The organism is Ensifer sp. GW823-FHT05D09, assembly GCF_058795755.1.
In genome coordinates this window covers 935,366-953,059 of record NZ_JBXAIA010000001.1, presented here as the reverse complement: position 1 = coordinate 953,059, position 17,694 = coordinate 935,366, and the positions used below count along the sequence as shown (strand labels likewise).

General features: G+C 63.1%; 16 protein-coding genes. 5 read left to right on the top strand and 11 right to left on the bottom strand.

Annotated elements, in window-relative coordinates:
* Nucleotides 1-43: 43 nt before the first annotated feature.
* From AC1Q80_RS04620 to AC1Q80_RS04610, 3 genes are all read right to left on the bottom strand, one after another.
* Nucleotides 44-1,252, bottom strand: coding sequence for an RNA ligase RtcB family protein (locus AC1Q80_RS04620; protein ID WP_492359738.1), 1,209 nt, complete (start codon nucleotides 1,250-1,252; stop codon nucleotides 44-46).
* A gap of 316 nt (nucleotides 1,253-1,568) precedes the next feature.
* Nucleotides 1,569-4,235 (bottom strand): pyruvate, phosphate dikinase, encoded by a 2,667-nt coding sequence (gene ppdK / locus AC1Q80_RS04615; RefSeq protein ID WP_492359737.1) that lies wholly within the window; start codon nucleotides 4,233-4,235, stop codon nucleotides 1,569-1,571.
* Between the two features lie 137 nt (nucleotides 4,236-4,372).
* On the bottom strand, nucleotides 4,373-5,083 hold the full coding sequence (locus AC1Q80_RS04610; RefSeq protein ID WP_209787175.1) for a hypothetical protein: 711 nt from the start codon (nucleotides 5,081-5,083) through the stop codon (nucleotides 4,373-4,375).
* Between the two features lie 159 nt (nucleotides 5,084-5,242).
* On the opposite strand from AC1Q80_RS04610, the gene AC1Q80_RS04605 reads away from it, so the two are divergent.
* Complete coding sequence (locus AC1Q80_RS04605; protein ID WP_492359736.1) at nucleotides 5,243-6,292, top strand: helix-turn-helix domain-containing protein; 1,050 nt, start codon at nucleotides 5,243-5,245, stop codon at nucleotides 6,290-6,292.
* A 147-nt stretch (nucleotides 6,293-6,439) separates the two neighbouring features.
* Here AC1Q80_RS04605 and smc read toward each other — a convergent pair whose 3' ends face one another.
* The 3 genes from smc to AC1Q80_RS04590 all read right to left on the bottom strand — a co-directional run bounded on the left by smc (nucleotide 6,440) and on the right by AC1Q80_RS04590 (nucleotide 11,582).
* The gene (gene smc, locus AC1Q80_RS04600; RefSeq protein ID WP_492359735.1) at nucleotides 6,440-9,901 is read right to left on the bottom strand and encodes a chromosome segregation protein SMC; all 3,462 of its coding nucleotides are present in this window, start codon (nucleotides 9,899-9,901) and stop codon (nucleotides 6,440-6,442) included.
* A 102-nt stretch (nucleotides 9,902-10,003) separates the two neighbouring features.
* Nucleotides 10,004-10,858, bottom strand: coding sequence for a DsbA family protein (locus tag AC1Q80_RS04595; RefSeq protein ID WP_492359734.1), 855 nt, complete (start codon nucleotides 10,856-10,858; stop codon nucleotides 10,004-10,006).
* A gap of 217 nt (nucleotides 10,859-11,075) precedes the next feature.
* Nucleotides 11,076-11,582 carry a DUF721 domain-containing protein gene (locus AC1Q80_RS04590; RefSeq protein ID WP_492359733.1) on the bottom strand — a complete coding sequence of 169 codons (507 nt, stop codon included), beginning with the start codon at nucleotides 11,580-11,582 and terminating at the stop codon, nucleotides 11,076-11,078.
* A gap of 93 nt (nucleotides 11,583-11,675) precedes the next feature.
* Between AC1Q80_RS04590 and mutY the strand changes: the two genes are divergently transcribed.
* The 3 genes from mutY to AC1Q80_RS04575 are packed head-to-tail and all read left to right on the top strand — an operon-like array spanning nucleotide 11,676 to nucleotide 13,779.
* Entirely contained in the window at nucleotides 11,676-12,764 is a 1,089-nt protein-coding gene (gene mutY, locus AC1Q80_RS04585; protein WP_492359732.1) for an A/G-specific adenine glycosylase, read from the top strand.
* A gap of 22 nt (nucleotides 12,765-12,786) precedes the next feature.
* The gene (locus AC1Q80_RS04580; RefSeq protein ID WP_173419247.1) at nucleotides 12,787-13,404 is read left to right on the top strand and encodes an HAD family hydrolase; all 618 of its coding nucleotides are present in this window, start codon (nucleotides 12,787-12,789) and stop codon (nucleotides 13,402-13,404) included.
* A 15-nt stretch (nucleotides 13,405-13,419) separates the two neighbouring features.
* Nucleotides 13,420-13,779 (top strand): nuclear transport factor 2 family protein, encoded by a 360-nt coding sequence (locus tag AC1Q80_RS04575; protein ID WP_173419246.1) that lies wholly within the window; start codon nucleotides 13,420-13,422, stop codon nucleotides 13,777-13,779.
* A gap of 124 nt (nucleotides 13,780-13,903) precedes the next feature.
* Here AC1Q80_RS04575 and AC1Q80_RS04570 read toward each other — a convergent pair whose 3' ends face one another.
* The 3 genes from AC1Q80_RS04570 to AC1Q80_RS04560 all read right to left on the bottom strand — a co-directional run bounded on the left by AC1Q80_RS04570 (nucleotide 13,904) and on the right by AC1Q80_RS04560 (nucleotide 15,844).
* Nucleotides 13,904-15,034, bottom strand: coding sequence for a site-specific DNA-methyltransferase (locus AC1Q80_RS04570; protein WP_173419245.1), 1,131 nt, complete (start codon nucleotides 15,032-15,034; stop codon nucleotides 13,904-13,906).
* Nucleotides 15,035-15,171: 137 nt separating this feature from the next.
* Complete coding sequence (locus tag AC1Q80_RS04565) at nucleotides 15,172-15,519, bottom strand: antibiotic biosynthesis monooxygenase family protein (protein ID WP_173419244.1); 348 nt, start codon at nucleotides 15,517-15,519, stop codon at nucleotides 15,172-15,174.
* 4 nt (nucleotides 15,520-15,523) lie between these two features.
* Nucleotides 15,524-15,844: an NIPSNAP family protein gene (locus tag AC1Q80_RS04560; protein WP_173419243.1), complete on the bottom strand. Its 321-nt coding sequence runs from the start codon at nucleotides 15,842-15,844 to the stop codon at nucleotides 15,524-15,526.
* A gap of 79 nt (nucleotides 15,845-15,923) precedes the next feature.
* On the opposite strand from AC1Q80_RS04560, the gene AC1Q80_RS04555 reads away from it, so the two are divergent.
* Nucleotides 15,924-16,604, top strand: coding sequence for an ArsR/SmtB family transcription factor (locus tag AC1Q80_RS04555; RefSeq protein ID WP_492359731.1), 681 nt, complete (start codon nucleotides 15,924-15,926; stop codon nucleotides 16,602-16,604).
* On the opposite strand, the gene AC1Q80_RS04550 is transcribed toward AC1Q80_RS04555, so the two are convergent.
* A complete protein-coding gene (locus AC1Q80_RS04550; RefSeq protein ID WP_492359730.1) occupies nucleotides 16,584-17,039 on the bottom strand; it encodes a DUF1284 domain-containing protein in 456 nt (151 codons plus the stop codon). The two genes, AC1Q80_RS04555 and AC1Q80_RS04550, sit on opposite strands and share 21 nt — an antisense overlap.
* Nucleotides 17,036-17,629, bottom strand: coding sequence for a biotin transporter BioY (locus AC1Q80_RS04545; protein WP_492359729.1), 594 nt, complete (start codon nucleotides 17,627-17,629; stop codon nucleotides 17,036-17,038). The genes AC1Q80_RS04550 and AC1Q80_RS04545 overlap by 4 nt, the downstream gene beginning before the upstream one ends.
* Between the last annotated feature and the right edge of the window lie 65 nt (nucleotides 17,630-17,694).

Here is a 17,694-nt window from a genome sequence, read left to right as displayed (position 1 = left end):
GCACTCGACTGGACCGTTGCCCGCAGTCAGAAAGAGCATCACCTCACCCACGGCGCATCCTCCTCATCGTCATCCGCTCCCGTTTTGCCTTGTCCCAGTCGATCGCCTGCCGCTGGACGTTCTTGTAGGTTACCAGCGGCTTCATGGCGGCGAGCGGTTCTACGAGCCCGAATGCCTGGAGATCGCCGACGACTTTCGCGGCATCCTTGTAGGCACTCGCGGCTTCCTCGATCAGCAGGTCGCGATCGTCACAGATGGCAACGCCGCCCCAGCCGTTGAGACGAAGGGCATCACGCTCGGAGCGGTTCGCGCCGGCGCGGCCATGCATGGCCTTCCGGTCATACTTGCGCCCGGCGCCGTGCGAAATTCCCCAATGGGAGGCCTCTGCGCCGGCCAGCGCCCGCACGAGATAACTTCTCGTGGCGCGCGAGCCGGCGATCGGAGCAACGGTGCCTTCGCCGATGGCCGCCGTACCCTTGTAGTGCAGAAAGCCGGCCGATGTGCTTCGCACCAGATTGTGCGGCACGTCGGCAACAAGCGTCACGTCGGCACGCAAGGCCTGGGCCGCACGCTCGGCGACCATCTGCCTGTTGAGCGACGCCCATCGCACGCAGTCGGCGCTTCGTGCCAGCCACTGCCTGGCGGCAAGCGAATCTGCAGCCAGGCCGTCGCGCAGCGTTGTGGCTGCATCGAGCGTTTGGCCGAAGAGATCCGCTCCCGCCGAACGCGAGCCGGAATGAACCAGGAGATAGAGCTTCTGGCGATCGATGAGACCTCCGGTATCGTCATTCAGCATTTCGTCGACAGCCTGTATCTCGCAGAAATGATTGCCTCCGCCGATCGTGCCGAGTGAATGCGGGCACATATCTGACGAGAGATCATGTTCCGCGAGCCGTCCGGCCAGGTCGCCCGGATCGATCTGCTCCATTCCGCGCAACTGTTCGATCGCCCTCTCGACCTTGAACTTGCGCAGCGGCAGGGAAAGCTCAAAGAACGACATGCCGCAACCGATATCGTTGCCGATCAATTGCGGGTAAAGCCGCTCACAAAGAGCGACCATGCCGACCGGCCCGTATTTGCCAGGATGAAGGTCCGGAAAGCCGGCGACGGAAATCATACCTGCGAGCGCCGAGACTTCTCGCAGTTGATGAATTGCCGCGCCTTCTATCCAGCTGCCGGCGGTGAAATAGTGTGTGACGGTCGCATTGCGCGCGCCGCCTTCGGGGACGGTGTCCCCAAGATGAGTGCCCATGAAAATAAATCCAGAACAGGGTCAAGCAACCGGCGCGATGGCCGGCAGGACGGGTCTCACCAGCGCATCAACGCTGATCAGCCACGAAGCCCCAAGGGGCGTAAGGAAATGCTCTGCGTCATTTTCCGCTCCCGTTCTGAACAAATGGCCATGTCATGCATGGCCAACACCTGCCCGCCCGACAATATGCCGTGCGAACGGTGTGCGTCATGAACCGTTGGCCCGCACTTTGCAACCAGGAAATGTCAAGGCGATACTGAAGACGCCTTTCCGTTGCGCGACGGCAACAGCGTGAGCCGTTGCCGCTTTTTGCGCCTCACGCCTTGCCGTTGATCGCTGCCTGCGCCGCCGCCAGCCGGGCGATCGGCACGCGGAAGGGCGAACAGGAGACGTAATCGAGGCCGGCATCCTCGCAGAAGCGGATCGAGGCCGGATCGCCGCCGTGCTCGCCGCAGATCCCGAGTTTCAGGCCATTCTTGGTCCGGCGTCCACGCTCGGCCGCGATCTGGATCAGTTCACCGACACCATCGAAATCGAGCGAGACGAAGGGGTCCTGCTCGATGATGCCTTTCTGCTGATAGGTCGCCAGGAACTGCGAGGCGTCGTCGCGCGAAATGCCGAAGGTCGTCTGGGTCAGATCGTTGGTGCCGAACGAGAAGAAGTCTGCCGCTTCCGCGATCACATGGGCGCGGAGGGCCGCGCGCGGCAGTTCGATCATCGTGCCGACGAGATAGTCGATCTCGATGCCGGCTTCGCCGATCACCGCCTTTGCCACCGCATCGATGCGCGCCTTGACGTAGTCGAGCTCGGCACGCAGGCCGACGAGCGGCACCATGATTTCAGGCACGACCGGAGCACCGGTTTCGCGTGCGGCTTCGACCGCCGCCTCGAAGATGGCGCGGGCCTGCATCTCGGCGATCTCCGGATAGGAGATGGCAAGCCGGCAGCCACGATGGCCGAGCATCGGATTGAACTCATGCAGCTGGTCGACACGCTCGCGCAGGGCTGACGGATCGAGCGACAGGACGCCGGCGACGTCGGCGATCTCTTCATCCGTCTTCGGCAGGAATTCGTGCAGCGGCGGGTCGAGCAGGCGGATCGTCACCGGCAGGCCGTGCATGATGGAGAACAGCTCGACGAAGTCCGATCGCTGCATCGGCAAGAGCTTGGCAAGCGCGAGGCGTCGGCCGGCCTCGTCTTCCGCCAGGATCATCTCACGCATGACATTGATGCGGCCGTCCTCGAAGAACATGTGCTCGGTGCGGCAAAGGCCGATGCCCTCGGCGCCGAAGGAGCGGGCAGCGCGCGCATCGGCCGGCGTTTCGGCATTGGTGCGCACCGTCATGCGGCGGCTGGCGTCGGCCCAGGCCATGATCTTTCCAAAGTCACCCGAAAGCTCCGGCTGGAGCATGGCGATCGCGCCTTTGAGCACCTGGCCGGAAGAGCCGTCGATGGTGATGATGTCGCCCTTCTTAAGGGTCACACTCGGCGTGATCAGCAATTCGTTGCGCAGATCGACGCGGATGCCGCCGGCACCCGAAACGCAAGGCGTGCCCATGCCGCGTGCCACCACCGCGGCATGGCTGGTCATGCCGCCACGGGTGGTCAAGATGCCCTCGGCGGCGTGCATGCCGTGAATGTCTTCCGGGCTGGTCTCGATGCGCACGAGGATGACCTTGCGACCTTCCTTGTCGGCCTGAACGGCCTCTTCCGAGGTGAAGACCATCTCGCCTGTCGCAGCGCCCGGCGACGCCGGCAGGCCGGAGCCGATGATATCGCGGCGCGCGTGCGGGTCGATCGTCGGGTGCAGCAACTGGTCGAGCGAGGCGGGATCGATGCGCGCAACCGCTTCGTTCTTCGAGATCATCCCCTCCTCGGCCATATCGACGGCAATCTTCAGCGCAGCCTTGGCCGTGCGCTTGCCGGATCGCGTCTGCAGCATCCAGAGCGTACCGCGCTCAATGGTGAATTCGAGATCCTGCATGTCGCGATAGTGGCGCTCGAGCTTGTCGCAGATCGCGCGGAACTCGGCGAATGCCTCCGGCATCAGCTTTTCCAGCGACGGTTTGTCGGAGCCGGAGGCAATACGGGCAGCCTCGGTGATGTTCTGCGGCGTGCGGATGCCGGCAACGACATCCTCGCCCTGCGCATTGACGAGGAACTCGCCGTAGAGCTCGTTCTCGCCGGTCGACGGGTTACGGGTAAAGGCGACACCGGTTGCCGACGAATTGCCGAGATTGCCGAAAACCATCGCCTGAACGTTGACCGCTGTTCCCCAAGCCGCCGGGATCGAGTGCAGGTGGCGGTAGGTGATGGCGCGCGGGTTCATCCAGCTGGAGAAGACGGCACCGATGGCGCCCCAGAGCTGAATTTCCGGGTCCTGCGGAAACGGCTCACCGAGGGCTTCCTCGATCGCTTCCTTGTAGCGGGCAATGACATGCTGCCATTCGACCGCCGATAGCTCGGTATCCTGCTCGTGGCCGAGGCGCGCCTTCTCGTCTTCGAGGATCTCTTCGAAAACATCGTGGTCGACGCCCATGACGACGTCGCCATACATCTGGATGAAGCGACGGTAGCTGTCCCAGGCAAAACGCGCGTCGCCGGCGTCGTGACCGAGCGCGTGTACGGACTGGTCGTTGAGGCCAAGATTGAGAACAGTATCCATCATGCCCGGCATCGAGGCGCGAGCGCCGGAACGCACCGAAAGCAGCAGCGGACGGTTGGTATCGCCGAAGATCCGCCCGGTCACTTCCTCCATCCGGCGAATGCCTTCGCGGACCTGATCGTGCAAGCCCGCGGGTATTTCGCGGCCATTGTCGAAATAGCTGTTGCAGGCATCGGTGATAATGGTCAGCCCCGGCGGCACCGGCAGGCCGAGGCTGCACATCTCGGCAAGGTTCGCACCCTTGCCACCCAGCCGATCACGATCGCCCGCCCGCCCTTCGGCCTTGCCTCCACCGAAGGTGTAAACCCATTTCGTCATGCCTGCTCTCCACCCAGAAACAGTCTTTTGTGACGATTTACAGTATATGCTTCGGCCTGGAAATGCACCCGCCGAAGATTTATGCTGCAGCGCATCATTTTTGCGACAATCGAGTGCAAGGCGTCGCGAGCCGCGGCTCAGCGGATCGTCGCTCGTACCATCTCCCCCTTGATGCGAACCTGTGGCTTGGCGCCGGGGATAGCCGTTCGCGAACTGTCGACCCAGGACGCCGTCGCCGTCACCTGATAATCGATCAAACTTGCCGCATCGAAGCCAAGATGAATATCGAGCGCCTTTCCGGAGATCTCGACTGTCTCTGATTGCCGGGTCGTCTCGTAAATGAGCCGCGCCCGCAGGGCCTCCACGTCGAGCCTGACCTGTCCGACGTGCCCGTCGATCGAAACATCCGCCGCCTTGCCCTTGAGCGCGACACGCGAAAACTCCCCCTCAAGCTTGGCTTGAAACGCCGGTTGCTCGATAGAGACCGATGCTCCCTGTTTGAGGTTGGCGCGAAGCTGGGTCTTGCACTCCTCCAGTTCCGGCCAGGACGGGGCAGCCACGTCGACGTAGAGGGTGGTGCCTTCGACACGCATCCGGGTTTGCGATACGCAGTCGCTGTAAAACCAGCTGGAATAGAAAGGCGCAAACCAGCCGGAACGGCGGCTCTCGACCGACGCGCTGTAGGGCAAGCTCTCGTCGCTGGTGAGTTCGATTGCGCTTGCCTCGCCACGCGCGACAATTGCCGTGACACCGGTGATATCGATGTCGGTCGCCGATGTCTCGGCGGTGCTCGCCATGGCGACGAGAAGGATGGGGGCAAGGACCATTGCAGGCAGTGCGATCGACATGTGACGCTCCGTTCGTTGGATCCGGCACCATCGCCGGACGGGAACAGCTCGCCTGAAATCGACCCCAGCCGCGACCTTGATCGCGTTTCGGGTCGACCACGAACGCAATCGAGGGCATCATCGCAGCGTCAACACCTCCTCCGAAGAATTCATCCGCCCATGCTCTTTGTACCGCTACCCTTCATCGTCTCCCTCCTGTTGACGATCGTGATCGTCCGCATGCTGTCGCAACGGGACGAGACCATGACGTTCGAGCAACGCCTGTTCCTCCTGCTCGTCTGCGCCTATGCGCTGCAATCCGTGCTGATCGGCATCCGGTGGGGCTACGACATCCGCGCCATCCTGCCGGCTCAGGCGATGCTTGCGACGTTCAACGCGGCGCTCGCCTGGGTCTGTTTCAGCAGCCTTGCAAGCGACAGCCAGCCACGCCTGAGGCACATCGGCTGGCATCTCCTGCCGGCGTTCATCGTCGGGGTGATGATGTTTGCCTGGCGAGATGCAGTCGGCACCGCGATTATCCTGTTCTTTCTCGGTTACGGCACTGCTTTGCTGTGGCTTGCGCGGCTTGGACCGAACGCATTGGTCACGTCCCGCCTCGACGGTGTGCTTCGATCATACCGCTCGCTGCAGATCACCGGATGGGCGCTCGTCGCGTCAGCCCTCAGCGACGTCGCTATCGGTTTTGACCAGACACGCAACGGCGGCGCCTATTCCGGCGCGATCGTTGCGGCCGGCAACGTGCTCGCCCTGCTCATTCTTGGGTCCGCCGCCTCAATCGCCAGCCTCGACACGTCCACAGACAGCGAACGGCAGGAGGAAGAGCCGTTGCCCGAAGAGCGCGGCGCAAGCGAAGAGGACGCACAAATCGTGCAGAGCATCGACGCGTTGATGCACAAGAAGGCGCTCTACAAGGATCTCGAACTCAACCTCTCGCGGATCGCGCGCAAGCTCGGCGTACCGGCGCGGCGTATTTCCAACGCCATCAACCGCATCCACGGCATCAGCGTCTCGCAATACGTCAACAACTATCGGGTCGAGGAAGCCTGCCGGCTGCTTCAGACGACAAATGAGGCGATCACGCAGATCGCCTTCGAGGCGGGCTTCCTGACGAAATCCAACTTCAACCGCGAGTTCCTGCGCGTCACCGGCAAGAGCCCTTCCTCCTGGCGCGAAGAACATCGCATCAGCGAGCTTAGAAAAGCGGCATGAAGTGGAATGTATGCTTGCGTTGAAAGCTGAGCCCATCGCGCATCGCCGAGGGAAAGTCGACACCAAGTCCATTTACGTCGACACTTGGAATGACACAGGGGCAACCGAAGGAACGGGCGGCCTCATTTCTCGAATTCGAGCGACCGCCTAAACCACTTCCCTCAGCCGCTCTGCCGTCTGCAGGTCGACGGACACGAGTTGGGATACGCCTTGCTCCGCCATGGTGACGCCGAACAGGCGGTTCATGCGGGCCATGGTGATCGGGTTGTGGGTGATGATGACGAAGCGAGTTTCGGTCGAAGCCGCCATCTCGTCCATCAGGTTGCAATAGCGCTCGACATTGTGGTCGTCGAGCGGCGCATCGACTTCGTCGAGCACGCAGATCGGCGCCGGATTGGTGAGGAAGACGGCGAAGATCAGCGCCATCGCCGTCAGCGCCTGCTCGCCACCCGACAGCAGCGTCATCGTCTGCGGCTTCTTGCCCGGCGGGCGAGCGAGGATTTCGAGACCCGCTTCGAGCGGGTCGTCGCTCTCGATCAATTGCAGTTCGGCCGTGCCGCCGCCGAAGAGATGGGTGAAAAGCCTCTGGAACTGGGCGTTGACCACGTCGAAGGCAACGATCAGCCGCTCGCGCCCCTCGCGGTTGAGGTTCTGGATGGCGCTGCGCAGCTTGCGGATCGCCTCGATGACGTCGTCGCGCTCCTTCAGGAGCAGAGCGAGCCGGTCGGAAAGCTCCTTCTGTTCCTCTTCGGCCCGAAGGTTGACGGCGCCCAGGCGCTCGCGTTCGATCTTCAGCCGTTCCAGTTCGCGCTCGACATTGCGCATGTCCGGCAACGCCTCGTCGACGGCAAGTCCGGTCAGGCGCATCACCTCGTGCGGGGCGCAGGACAGCGCCTCCTGGATGCGGGCCTCGATCTCGACGCGACGCTCGCGAGCCGACACCAGTCGCTCCTCGGCGCGGCCGCGCTTTTCGCGCGACTCCGCCAACTCCGAAAGTGCGGTTGCGGCCATGCGGTCGGCCTCGCGCTGGCGGCCTTCTGCCTCGGCCAGGATGTCGGCCGCCTCGCGACGTGAAGCCTCGGACTTCTGCAGTTCGCTCATCAGCGCGCGCCGCTTGTCCTCGAACTCGTCGGGCGCGTCCATCAGGTCTTCGACCTCTTCGCGGGCTTCGGCCTCACGGTCCCTGAGTGTGGCGATATGTTCGTCGGCGCTGGCGGCTCTCGCCTTCCAGGTCTGGCGCTCACCTGCAATCGCCGCGATCCGGCGCTGGCGCGCCTCGTTCTCGCGCGCAAGACCATCGTGAGCGGCGCGCCTTTCGGCAACCGCTGCGCGGTCGGTTGCGACATCTGCCGTCTGCGTGCGCAGTTTCAGTTCGAGTTCGGAGAGATCGGGCGCATCGGCAAGCGCGTCGTTGGCCGTCTCAATCTGTTCGGCAACTTCTTCGAGCTGGTTTTCGAGCTGGCTCTTGGTTTCAGCAACAACGGCGCGGCGGCGCGAGAGATCGCCGGATGCGCGCTCGGCGGCGGCCAGCGCATCGCGGGCTTCGCCCAGCTGGCGGGTGATCATGCGCTGGGCGTCGCGGGCAAGCCGCAACCGTTCGTCCTCGGCGCGGATGCGCGAGCCGGCTGCGGCAAGATCAGCCTCGGCACGGCGCAGCGCCTCGCCGGCGTCGTCCGCTTCGGCATCGAGTTCGGCGAGGCGGTTCTTCTGGGCGAGTCTGAGCGCCGCAGCGCTCGGCGCCTCGGATCCGGTCACATGGCCGTCCCACCGCCAGACCGAACCTTGCTTCGTCACCAGGCTCTGGCCGGGCTTCAACAGCGGCATCAGCCGCTCGGCCTCGGCCTCGCTGTCGACGATGCCGATCTGGCTCAGGGCGCGTGTCAGTGCCTGCGGCGCGCGAACGTGCTCGATCAGCAAGCGTACGCCCGGCGGCAATGCGGCGTCATCGGATTGGTCGCCCGGGGTGCGCCAATGGGCGGGAGCGGCGCTATCGAGCGGCGAATCGAGATCGTCGCCAAGGGCTGCTCCCAGCGCCGTCTCGAAACCGCGATCGACCTTCATCTCCTCGACGACACCAGGGTAGTCGCCACCGCCGGCCGCTTCGAGCATGCGGCGGATGGTGCGCGCCTCGGTCTCGATACCGTTGAGAACGGCCCTTGCCCGATCGACCGGCGGGCGGGCTTCCGCCTCGGCGCGACGGGTTTCGGCAAGCGCCTCTTCGATATCGGCGACATTCGCCTCGGCCTCTTCAAGCGCAGCCTCGGCCACTTCCACCTGACCCTGCTTTTCGTGCGGGTCGGGCAGCGTCGACATCTGCCGGTCGAGTTCGTCGAGATCGCGGGCCTGGTCGGAAAGCTGGCGCGCCAGCCGCGCCTGCCGCTCCGAGAGATCGCGCAGCGCACGCTCTAGCTGGTTGCGGCCGGCCTGTGCCTCTGCACGCTCCGCCGTCAGCCGACTGAGGTCGGCTTCACTTGCGGACAGCTTTTCATTCGCCTCTTCCAGCCGCTCCCTGGCTTCGCTTGCCCGGTCGTCCGCCTCGGCCAAGAGTTCGCGCAATTCCTCGTCCTCTTCGTCGAGGCGAGCGATGATGCCGGCATTGTCGGCGACCAGGCGCTCCTCGCGGGCGATATCTTCGGCCAGTTGCGCCAGACGGCGCTGCAGCTCGTCGCGGCGGCGCAGGATACGACCGGCATCCTCCTCCAGCTGCGACCGGGCGATCTGCAGACGCTGCAAAGCGGCGGCAAGCTTCGCCTCGTTCTCACGCAGTTCCGGCAGCTTCAGGCTGGAAATCGCCTGATCCTTGGCCGCCTGCATCTGCGCCTGCGCCTTTTCGGCGACGAGGGCCGTCACCTGGTTGAGCTGGCTGGTCGCCTCGGCCTCGGCCTCCTTGGCCTGGACCCAGCGGATGTGGAACAGGATCGCCTCATGCTTGCGAATGTCGGCAGACAGCATCTTGAAGCGATTGGCCTGTCGGGCCTGGCGTTTCAGGCTCTCGATCTGGCTTTCCAGCTGCGAGGTCACATCATCGAGGCGCTCGAGATTGGTCTCGGCAGCCTTCAGCCGCAGCTCGGCCTCGTGCCGACGCGAATGCAGACCGGAAATACCGGCCGCTTCTTCGAGAAGCTGGCGGCGCGCCTGCGGCTTTGCCGAAATCAGTTCGCCGATGCGGCCCTGGCCGACCATCGACGGCGAACGGGCGCCGGTGGAAGCATCGGCAAACAACAGCTGCACATCCTTGGCGCGCGCTTCCTTGCCGTTGATCCTGTAGACCGATCCCTGCTCGCGCTCGATGCGGCGCGTCACCTGGATTTCGTCGCTGTCGTTGAAGGCGGCAGGTGCGGTGCGATCGCTATTGTCGAGGAAGAGACCGACCTCGGCGGTGTTGCGCGCCGGGCGATTGCCGGAGCCCGAAAAGATCACATCGTCCATGCCGGACGCACGCATGTTCTTGTAGGAGTTTTCCCCCATCACCCAGCGCAGGGCCTCGACGAGGTTCGACTTGCCGCAGCCGTTCGGGCCGACGATGCCGGTCAGTCCACGCTCGATAATGAATTCGCTGGGTTCGACGAAGGATTTGAAGCCGAGCAGGCGAAGCTTGTTGAACTTCATGCGGCCGACGCTGGCGCGAAACGCCCCTCGTCAGCTGACCATCGGGCATAAAAAACGGGCGCACGGCTGCTGCCGTCGCCCGTTTTCAGGAAAAGCGAAGGATCAGAGCTTGCTGTCGATGAGGGCCGACATAACGTCAACCGACATATCCCCAGAATAGTGCTCTCCATTGACGAAGAAGGTCGGCGTCGATTGTACGCCAAAGTCCTTTGCGCCCTTCTGCATAACTGCGTTCACATCATCCAGAAGTTTCTGGTTCGTCAAGCAGGACTCGAAGCTCTCCTGTGTAAAACCGGCAAGCTTGGACATCTGCAGCAATGCATCGCGGCCGTTCTGGGCGGCAGCCCACTGTTGCTGCTGCTTGAACAGCATCGAGATCATCGGGAAGTACTGGCCTTCCGGTGCGCAGCGCGCCAGCATGAAAGCGGCAGCCGCGCGCGGATCGAACGGGAATTCGCGCAGGACGAAGCGAACCTTGCCGCTGTCGACATACTTCGTCTTGATCGCTTCGAAGGTGTTGTTGTGGAAGGCAGCGCAATGCGGGCAGGTCATCGACATGTACTCGACGATCGTGACCGGCGCGTTGGCATCGCCGATCGCCATTTCCGGCAGCGCGCCCGGTTCCATCAGCTTGGCAGCGTCGACCGAACCTTCCGACGTCGGAAGCTCGACCTTGGCGGCCGGAGCGGCCGTCGTCTGAGCGACTTCGGTGCCGGCAGGCTTGGCTTCGGTCGTCGCCGGTGCAGTCGCCGTCGTCGACGCGGTGGTCATGGTATCGGCAGGCTTGGCATCAGCAGGCTTGGCATCGGTCTTGGCAGCCGTTTCCGTGGTTTCGGTCGGGGTCGCCGAAGCCTGCTCCTTCTTGTCGTCGCTGCAGGCGGCAAGCACGAGAGCAACGGTCGCGATGGCAACACCGCTAAGCAGGCGTTTGGAAAGGTTCATTGCGGAAGCGGACATGAATTTTACCCGTGTTCGGAGGGAATTGCAGTGCGGATTCGATATCTTGCCGCGCGCAGGGCGGCAAGGGGCAGCTTCTCAACAGAATTCAAAGAATTGTGACCGGCTGATGGTGCGGCCCTAAAGCTCGTCGCGCAAAAGTGCGGGACGGTTTTGCGATAACGCCATGCTCAAGAACAAGTGCCCTGGGCGCAGGCAGCGAATCCCGGAGAGCGCGTCAGCGCCGGCGTGGCGACATTACCGCGGTGCCCAGCCGCCGCAGTGCCGCCTTCAGTTCCTCGCTTTCGATGCCCTCGACCATGGTTTCGAGTTTGCGGGCAGGCTCGCCGGTCAGCGGGCGCGGGGTGCGATTGCGTTTGGGCGGCGGCGAGACCGGCTTTTGCACGATCCGCAGCTGGCCAATCGCATAAAAGCCGAAGAAGCCGTTGATGCGCTGGATCAGCTCGCCTTGGGCATGGGTCAGGAACAGCGCCCGAGCGCCCTCGCAAGCGACCGTGAGGACGCCGGGCTGGTGCCCGCCCTCGCCGGCAATTTCCGATGCGCGGCGCGGCCAAGCGATCTTTTCCGGCCGGGTGCAGTCAGCGAAATCAGCGCCGGCGATCTCGTCCCAGGAGCCGAGCAACATGGTGTTGATGCCGGCGCGCTTGGCGAGCACCGGATCGATCAGCCCATTTGCCACCTCTGCGATCTGGATCACACCCCGGCGGAACTTCTGTTCACTCACGAACGCGACTTTCTGTATGCAATGTCGATTGAGCCTTGATGCGCCGGCTCGCCTTCGCCAAGTATATGCCTGAAAAGGAACCTCCGGCAAATCATGGACAATACGATCACGGCGGCGAAGGCCGCCCCGCTCCTTCTTGAATGGTACGACCGGCACCACCGCGAGCTTCCGTGGCGGGTTTCGCCGTCGATGGCGCGACACGGCGTGGTTGCCAATCCCTACCATATCTGGATGTCGGAGGTCATGCTGCAGCAGACGACTGTGCAGGCGGTGAAGGCTTATTTCGAAAAGTTCCTCACCCTGTGGCCGACGGTCGAACATCTCGCCGCCGCCGACAATGAGGACGTGATGAAGGCCTGGGCGGGGCTTGGCTATTACGCCCGCGCCCGCAACCTCAAGAAATGCGCCGAGGCCGTGGCGCGCGATCATGGAGGTCGCTTCCCCGAAACAGAGGAAGGGCTGAAGGCCCTGCCCGGCATCGGCGACTATACCGCCGCAGCAGTTGCCGCCATCGCCTTCAACCGCCAGAGCGCTGTGCTCGACGGCAATGTTGAACGGGTGATCTCGCGGCTCTATGCGATCGAGACGCCGCTGCCAGCGGCAAAGCCGGAAATGCGCGGTCTCGTCGCCGCCCTGACGCCTGCCGACCGGCCCGGCGACTTTGCCCAGGCGATGATGGATCTCGGCGCAACGATCTGCACGCCGAAGCGCCCGGCCTGTTCGCTCTGTCCGTTCCGGCCACACTGTCTGGCGCTTTCTGTTGCCGATCCCGAGACCTTTCCACGCAAGGCGAAGAAGAAGGACAAGCCGCTCCGGCTCGGCGCCGCCTTCGTGGCGATCGATGCCCGCGACACGGTCTATCTGCGCAAGCGCGGCGAAACCGGCCTTCTCGGCGGCATGACCGAAGTGCCCGGCACCGCCTGGACCGCGCGGCAGGATGGCGACACGTCGGTCGCAGCGCAGCCCTTTGCGGCTACCTGGGAAGACTGCGGCACGATCACCCATGTCTTCACGCATTTCGAGTTGCGCCTGTCGGTTTACCGGGCCAATGTCGCGCGCGCCGAAACCGGAAACGACGGCTGGTGGGAGCCGGTCTCGTCGCTGAAAGCCCAGGCATTGCCGACGGTTATGAAAAAAGCGATCGCCCAGGCGATCCCGGATGCCTTCAAAGCCGAGCGCTGAGACGTTTAAAGAGGAACAGGTCGTGAGCAGCATCGAAATCCGCCACATCGTCTTCGACATCGGCAAGGTGCTGATCCACTACGACCCGAACCTGCCCTTCAGCCGCATCATTCCCGACGAGGCAGAGCGGCAGTGGTTCTTCGCCAATGTCTGCACCCACGACTGGAACATCGAGCAGGACCGCGGCCGTTCCTGGGAGGAAGCGGAAGCGCTGCTGATCAAGGACCATCCCGAACGCGAAGAGCATATCCGCGCCTTCCGCAAGCATTGGCAGGAGATGGTGCCGCACGCCTATGTCGAAACGGTTTCCCTGATGGAAAACCTGATTGCCGAAGGGCGCGACGTGACGATGCTGACCAACTTCGCATCCGACACGTTCCGCGAGGCGCAGCAGCTCTATCCGTTCCTGACGATGCCGCGCGGCGTCACCGTGTCGGGCGACGTCGGCCTGATCAAGCCGGATGTGGCGATCTACGAGACCCACGCCCGCGCCTTCGATCTCGATCCGCCGGCGACGTTGTTCATCGACGACAGTATGCCCAATGTCGAGGGCGCGCGTCTGGCCGGCTGGCATGCAGTGCATTTCACCGACCCGGAAAAGCTGAAAGCCGATCTCGCCGCCTATGGCATTCAGCGCTGATCCCTGGTCGTCGCAATGTCCCTCGATCCCTCCGCGTTGACCGCACGCTACCATGCGGCGATCAACGCGCTCGACTTTCAGTCGATAGGCGACGCTTTCGCCGCGAATGCGCGTTATGTCTCAAACGGCGTCGGCGCCCTTTCCGGACGAGCCGCAATCGTCTCCGCCTTTCGCGACTATTTTCTGGTTTATCCGGATCAGGTGGCTGAAGACAGCGTGATCGAAACGCTTTCGCCCTCGTCGGCGCGGGCCAAGTGGCATCTGACGGCAACGAGCGCCAAGACCGGCGAGAAGGTAGAGCGTTCAGGTGTCGAGCTTCTTCATTTCGACAGTGAAGGACGGATCGTCGCGATCGAGGTTTTCGACGACGACTGACAAATCCAAAAATACAAACGCCCGGAAACCTTTCGGCTTCCGGGCGTTTTAAAGCGTTCCTTCCGGGACTGAAGGTACAAAAACCGGTCAGAGCGCTTTCGAAGGACCTGGCGGAACTGGTTGATCAGTTCAGTTTTGCCAGGTCATTTCGAATGACGGTTCTGAGTTCGTCGATGGGCTTCAGGGTGTTCCCTTCTTCGAAATGCCAGAATGTCCATCCGTTGCAGGCATCGAGACCCTGGACCTTGGCGCCCAGGCGATGAATGGAGCCGGCCTCGCCGCCGGAAGCGAGCGTGCCGTCGGCGCGCACGATGGCGCTGTGACGCCGCTTGGCGTCGGTGAGCACGGTGCCGGGCTTGATCAATCCGCTTTCGATCAGCGTATTGAAGGCCACACGCGGTTCGGCCTTCTTGCCGGTCAGGACCGACAGCATGGCCTTGCCGAGCGGCTCGACGGCGTCGATGCGCGCCGATGCCGCGTCGATGTAATCCTGTTCGCGCTCGATACCGACGAAGTGACGGCCGAGACGCTTGGCAACGGCGCCTGTCGTGCCGGAGCCGAAGAAGGGATCGAGGACGACGTCGCCCGGCTTGGTGGACGCCATCATGATGCGGGCAAGCAGCGCTTCCGGCTTCTGGGTCGGATGCACCTTCTTGCCGTCGTCGCCTTTCAGGCGCTCGTGGCCCGAGCAGATCGGGAACAGCCAGTCGGAGCGCATCTGCACATCGTCATTGGCCGCCTTCATGGCATCGTAGTTGAAGGTGTAGCCCTTGGCGTTGGCGTTCGGCGTCGCCCAGATCAGCGTTTCATGGGCGTTCTGGAACCGGCGGCCCTTGAAGTTCGGCATCGGGTTGGTCTTGCGCCAGATGATATCGTTGAGGATCCAGAAATGCAGGTCCTGCAGGATGGCGCCAACGCGGAAGATGTTGTGGTAGGAGCCGATGACCCAGAGCGTTCCGGTCGGCTTCAGCACGCGGCGGCAGGCCAAGAGCCAGGCGCGGGTGAAGGCATCGTAGGCTTCGAAGGAAGCGAACTGGTCCCATTCGTCATCGACGGCGTCGACGACCGACTGGTCTGGGCGGGTCAGCATGCCGCCGAGCTGGAGGTTGTAGGGCGGGTCGGCGAAAACGACATCGACCGAATTGTCGGGAAGCGCATTGAGCGCGGCCACGCAGTCACCCTTGATGATGGAATCGAGCCAGCCCAGCGGGCGGGCGGCACGGGAGACTTCGGCAAGCGAAACAACTGATGACATGGACAACTCGCAAATACGCTTACTCGGGACGGACTATGGAGCTTATGGTTACCGAAGATGGTTACCAAAGCCTGAAGGCCGCCAGAAAAAATCCGAATTAACGATGCGGTGCCAATCGCTTCGCCTGCCGAGGGCCGTCAAGCGGCGTGGAAGGCGCGACTGTCGCTCGGCGCCTGATGCCGCTCGTTCAGGCCGTAGTCGCGCACGACCGATGCGATGCGCAGACGGTAGTCGGCAAAGACGCCATTGCGACCCGCCTCCTGGGCGGCGCGATGCTCGGCACCGTTGCGCCATTCCTTAACAGCGTCCTCATCGCGCCAAAACGACAGCGACAGCACCTTGTCGGGATTGGCGAGGCTTTGAAAGCGCTCGATCGAGATGAATCCGTCGATGCCATCGAGCAGCGGGCGCAGGTCGGCGGCGATGCCGAGATAGGTCTCGCGACAGCCTTCGGCCGGCAGCACTTCGAAAATGACGGCGATCATAAGCTCATTCCCCTCCAACGGGCGACGAAACGTTCTTCAGAAAAATGCGGTTCTCATTGAGGATAAACCGTTCCTTGTGCGCGAAGGCATAGTTTTCGCGGCCCAAGGGGTCGGCAAGGAGCCGGGCGCGATAGGCCTCGTAGGCCGCAAGGCTTTCGACATTGTAGACGCCGTAGGCCGTTGTCGCCGATCCTTCGTGCGGGCCGAAGTAGCCGATGAGATCGGCGCCACAGCGTGGGATGACCTCGCCCCAAGTGCGGGAATAGGCAGCGAACTCCTCTTTTTTGAAGGGGTCGATTTCGTAACGGATGAAACAGGTGATCATTTGCGGCTCCTCGTTGACGCGTTTCGATGAGCCACTATGCCCGCTTGCCGACCCTCAATGCTTCGACTACCATCGAAGTATGAAAGAAGGTCCAGACATCGCTCTCATCGGTTCGCTGATCGGCGATCCCGCGCGCGCCAACATGCTGACCGCCCTGATTGGCGGGCGGGCATTGACGCCGACCGAGCTTGCCGGACATGCGGGCATCACGCTGCAGACGGCGAGCTCCCATCTTTCCAAGCTCGAGAGCGGCGGGCTTTTGACCCAGCGCAAGCAGGGCCGTCACCGTTACTACCAACTCGCCGAAGACGAGGTCGGGCTGATGCTCGAAAACCTCATGGGATTTGCCGCCAGCCTCGGCATGAACCGTCATCGTCCCGGACCCAAGGACCCGGCTCTGCGCAAGGCCCGTGTCTGCTACAATCACCTCGCCGGTGACTACGGCGTGCGCATGCTCGACAGCCTGATCTCCGCCAAGCAGATCGAGATTGCAGGCGACGACCTCGCCTTGACCGATGCGGGCCAGATCCGCATCGAAGCGCTCGGCATCAACTACGCGTCCTTGAAAAAATCCCGCCGGCCGATCTGCCGGACCTGCCTCGACTGGAGCGAACGACGGTCGCATCTTGCAGGCTCGCTCGGCGAGGCGCTGCTGACGCTGTTCATCGACAAGGGCTGGGCAAAGCGCGAGAACAACAGCCGCGCCATCCGCTTCACCGATAGCGGCGAGAAAGCCTTTTCAGAGCTCTTCCCGCAGTAAAGACGGGTCCTCGGCTGCATGCACGAGGGCATTCCCGAAACCACCATCGGCAACGCTGCGGCAGAGGCCGGCCCATTCGCATTCGGCACAGGCCGCCGCAGTTCTCCCCTCGGCGAAGGCCGATCGCAACCGCCGCAGTCTGTCGGCATCGAGCACCAGCACCGAACCAGACTCGACGGACCTGTCGAGGACGTCCGCGACCGCCGCGAGCGCAAGACTGTCCCGTCGCGTGATGCTGTCTTCCCGGCAATGGGCGCCGGCTTCGCACAGCATTGGCGCACAAACATCGTCCGGGCCATCGACGACGGTTATGCTTTCACCGGCGGACAGGCGCTTGGCAATGCCGACATAGTTGCGGGTGAACGAGGGCGTATAGCCCTCGCCCACGAACGTCAGCAGACACAGCAGATGGTGCCCGCGCAGCCGGACGGTCAAATGAGGTCCTTCGGCTTCTGCGCATAGCGCTGGACGGCCTTCAGCACAGCTGCAGCAAGCGCCGACTTCAGCGCAGCGCCGAGCACGAAGGGCGCGGCACCGAGGGCGATTGCCTGCTCGAAACCGATCAACGTCGCAAGCCAGGCAGCGCCAAGAACAAGGCACAGCATGTTGGCGGCGAAATGGGCAGAGAAGCTCAACACGAGGCGATCACCGGTCCACCCGCGTTGCGCCAGCCAGCCGGCAAGGCCGGCGACCAGCGGGAAGGCCGCGAGATAACCGGCGGTGGGGCCTGCAAAATGCGCAAGACCGCCGGCGCCATTGGCCAGGACCGGCAAGCCCATCATGCCCTCGGCGAGCCAGGCAAGGACTGTGGCCATGCCAAGCCGCCAGCCATAGACGACGCCGATCATCGTCACGGCAAAAGTCTGCATGGTCACCGGCACCGGGACCATCGGCACGCTGATCTGCGAGGAGAGAGCAAGAAAACCCGTTCCAAGCAGCACGAACAGGGCCTTTACCGGCCAGGTTTTACCATCGAGGCGGAGCGGATCGAAGAGGGGCGCGTGGGCGGAAGCGAGATTGGGCATCTGGGTCTCCGTGGTTGTTTTCAAATTATAGATAATTTTTGATTCTATCTATAATATGACTCCCA

Coding starts and splice junctions, on each gene's coding strand:
- AC1Q80_RS04605 (WP_492359736.1), top strand. CDS start 5,243: ATGCTCTTTGTACCGCTACCCTTCATCGTCTCCCTCCTGTTGACGATC.
- AC1Q80_RS04555 (WP_492359731.1), top strand. CDS start 15,924: ATGAAAGAAGGTCCAGACATCGCTCTCATCGGTTCGCTGATCGGCGAT.
- AC1Q80_RS04565 (WP_173419244.1), bottom strand. CDS start 15,519: ATGATCGCCGTCATTTTCGAAGTGCTGCCGGCCGAAGGCTGTCGCGAG.
- AC1Q80_RS04575 (WP_173419246.1), top strand. CDS start 13,420: ATGTCCCTCGATCCCTCCGCGTTGACCGCACGCTACCATGCGGCGATC.
- ppdK (WP_492359737.1), bottom strand. CDS start 4,235: ATGACGAAATGGGTTTACACCTTCGGTGGAGGCAAGGCCGAAGGGCGG.
- AC1Q80_RS04560 (WP_173419243.1), bottom strand. CDS start 15,844: ATGATCACCTGTTTCATCCGTTACGAAATCGACCCCTTCAAAAAAGAG.
- mutY (WP_492359732.1), top strand. CDS start 11,676: ATGGACAATACGATCACGGCGGCGAAGGCCGCCCCGCTCCTTCTTGAA.
- AC1Q80_RS04595 (WP_492359734.1), bottom strand. CDS start 10,858: ATGTCCGCTTCCGCAATGAACCTTTCCAAACGCCTGCTTAGCGGTGTT.
- AC1Q80_RS04570 (WP_173419245.1), bottom strand. CDS start 15,034: ATGTCATCAGTTGTTTCGCTTGCCGAAGTCTCCCGTGCCGCCCGCCCG.
- smc (WP_492359735.1), bottom strand. CDS start 9,901: ATGAAGTTCAACAAGCTTCGCCTGCTCGGCTTCAAATCCTTCGTCGAA.
- AC1Q80_RS04620 (WP_492359738.1), bottom strand. CDS start 1,252: ATGGGCACTCATCTTGGGGACACCGTCCCCGAAGGCGGCGCGCGCAAT.
- AC1Q80_RS04610 (WP_209787175.1), bottom strand. CDS start 5,083: ATGTCGATCGCACTGCCTGCAATGGTCCTTGCCCCCATCCTTCTCGTC.
- AC1Q80_RS04545 (WP_492359729.1), bottom strand. CDS start 17,629: ATGCCCAATCTCGCTTCCGCCCACGCGCCCCTCTTCGATCCGCTCCGC.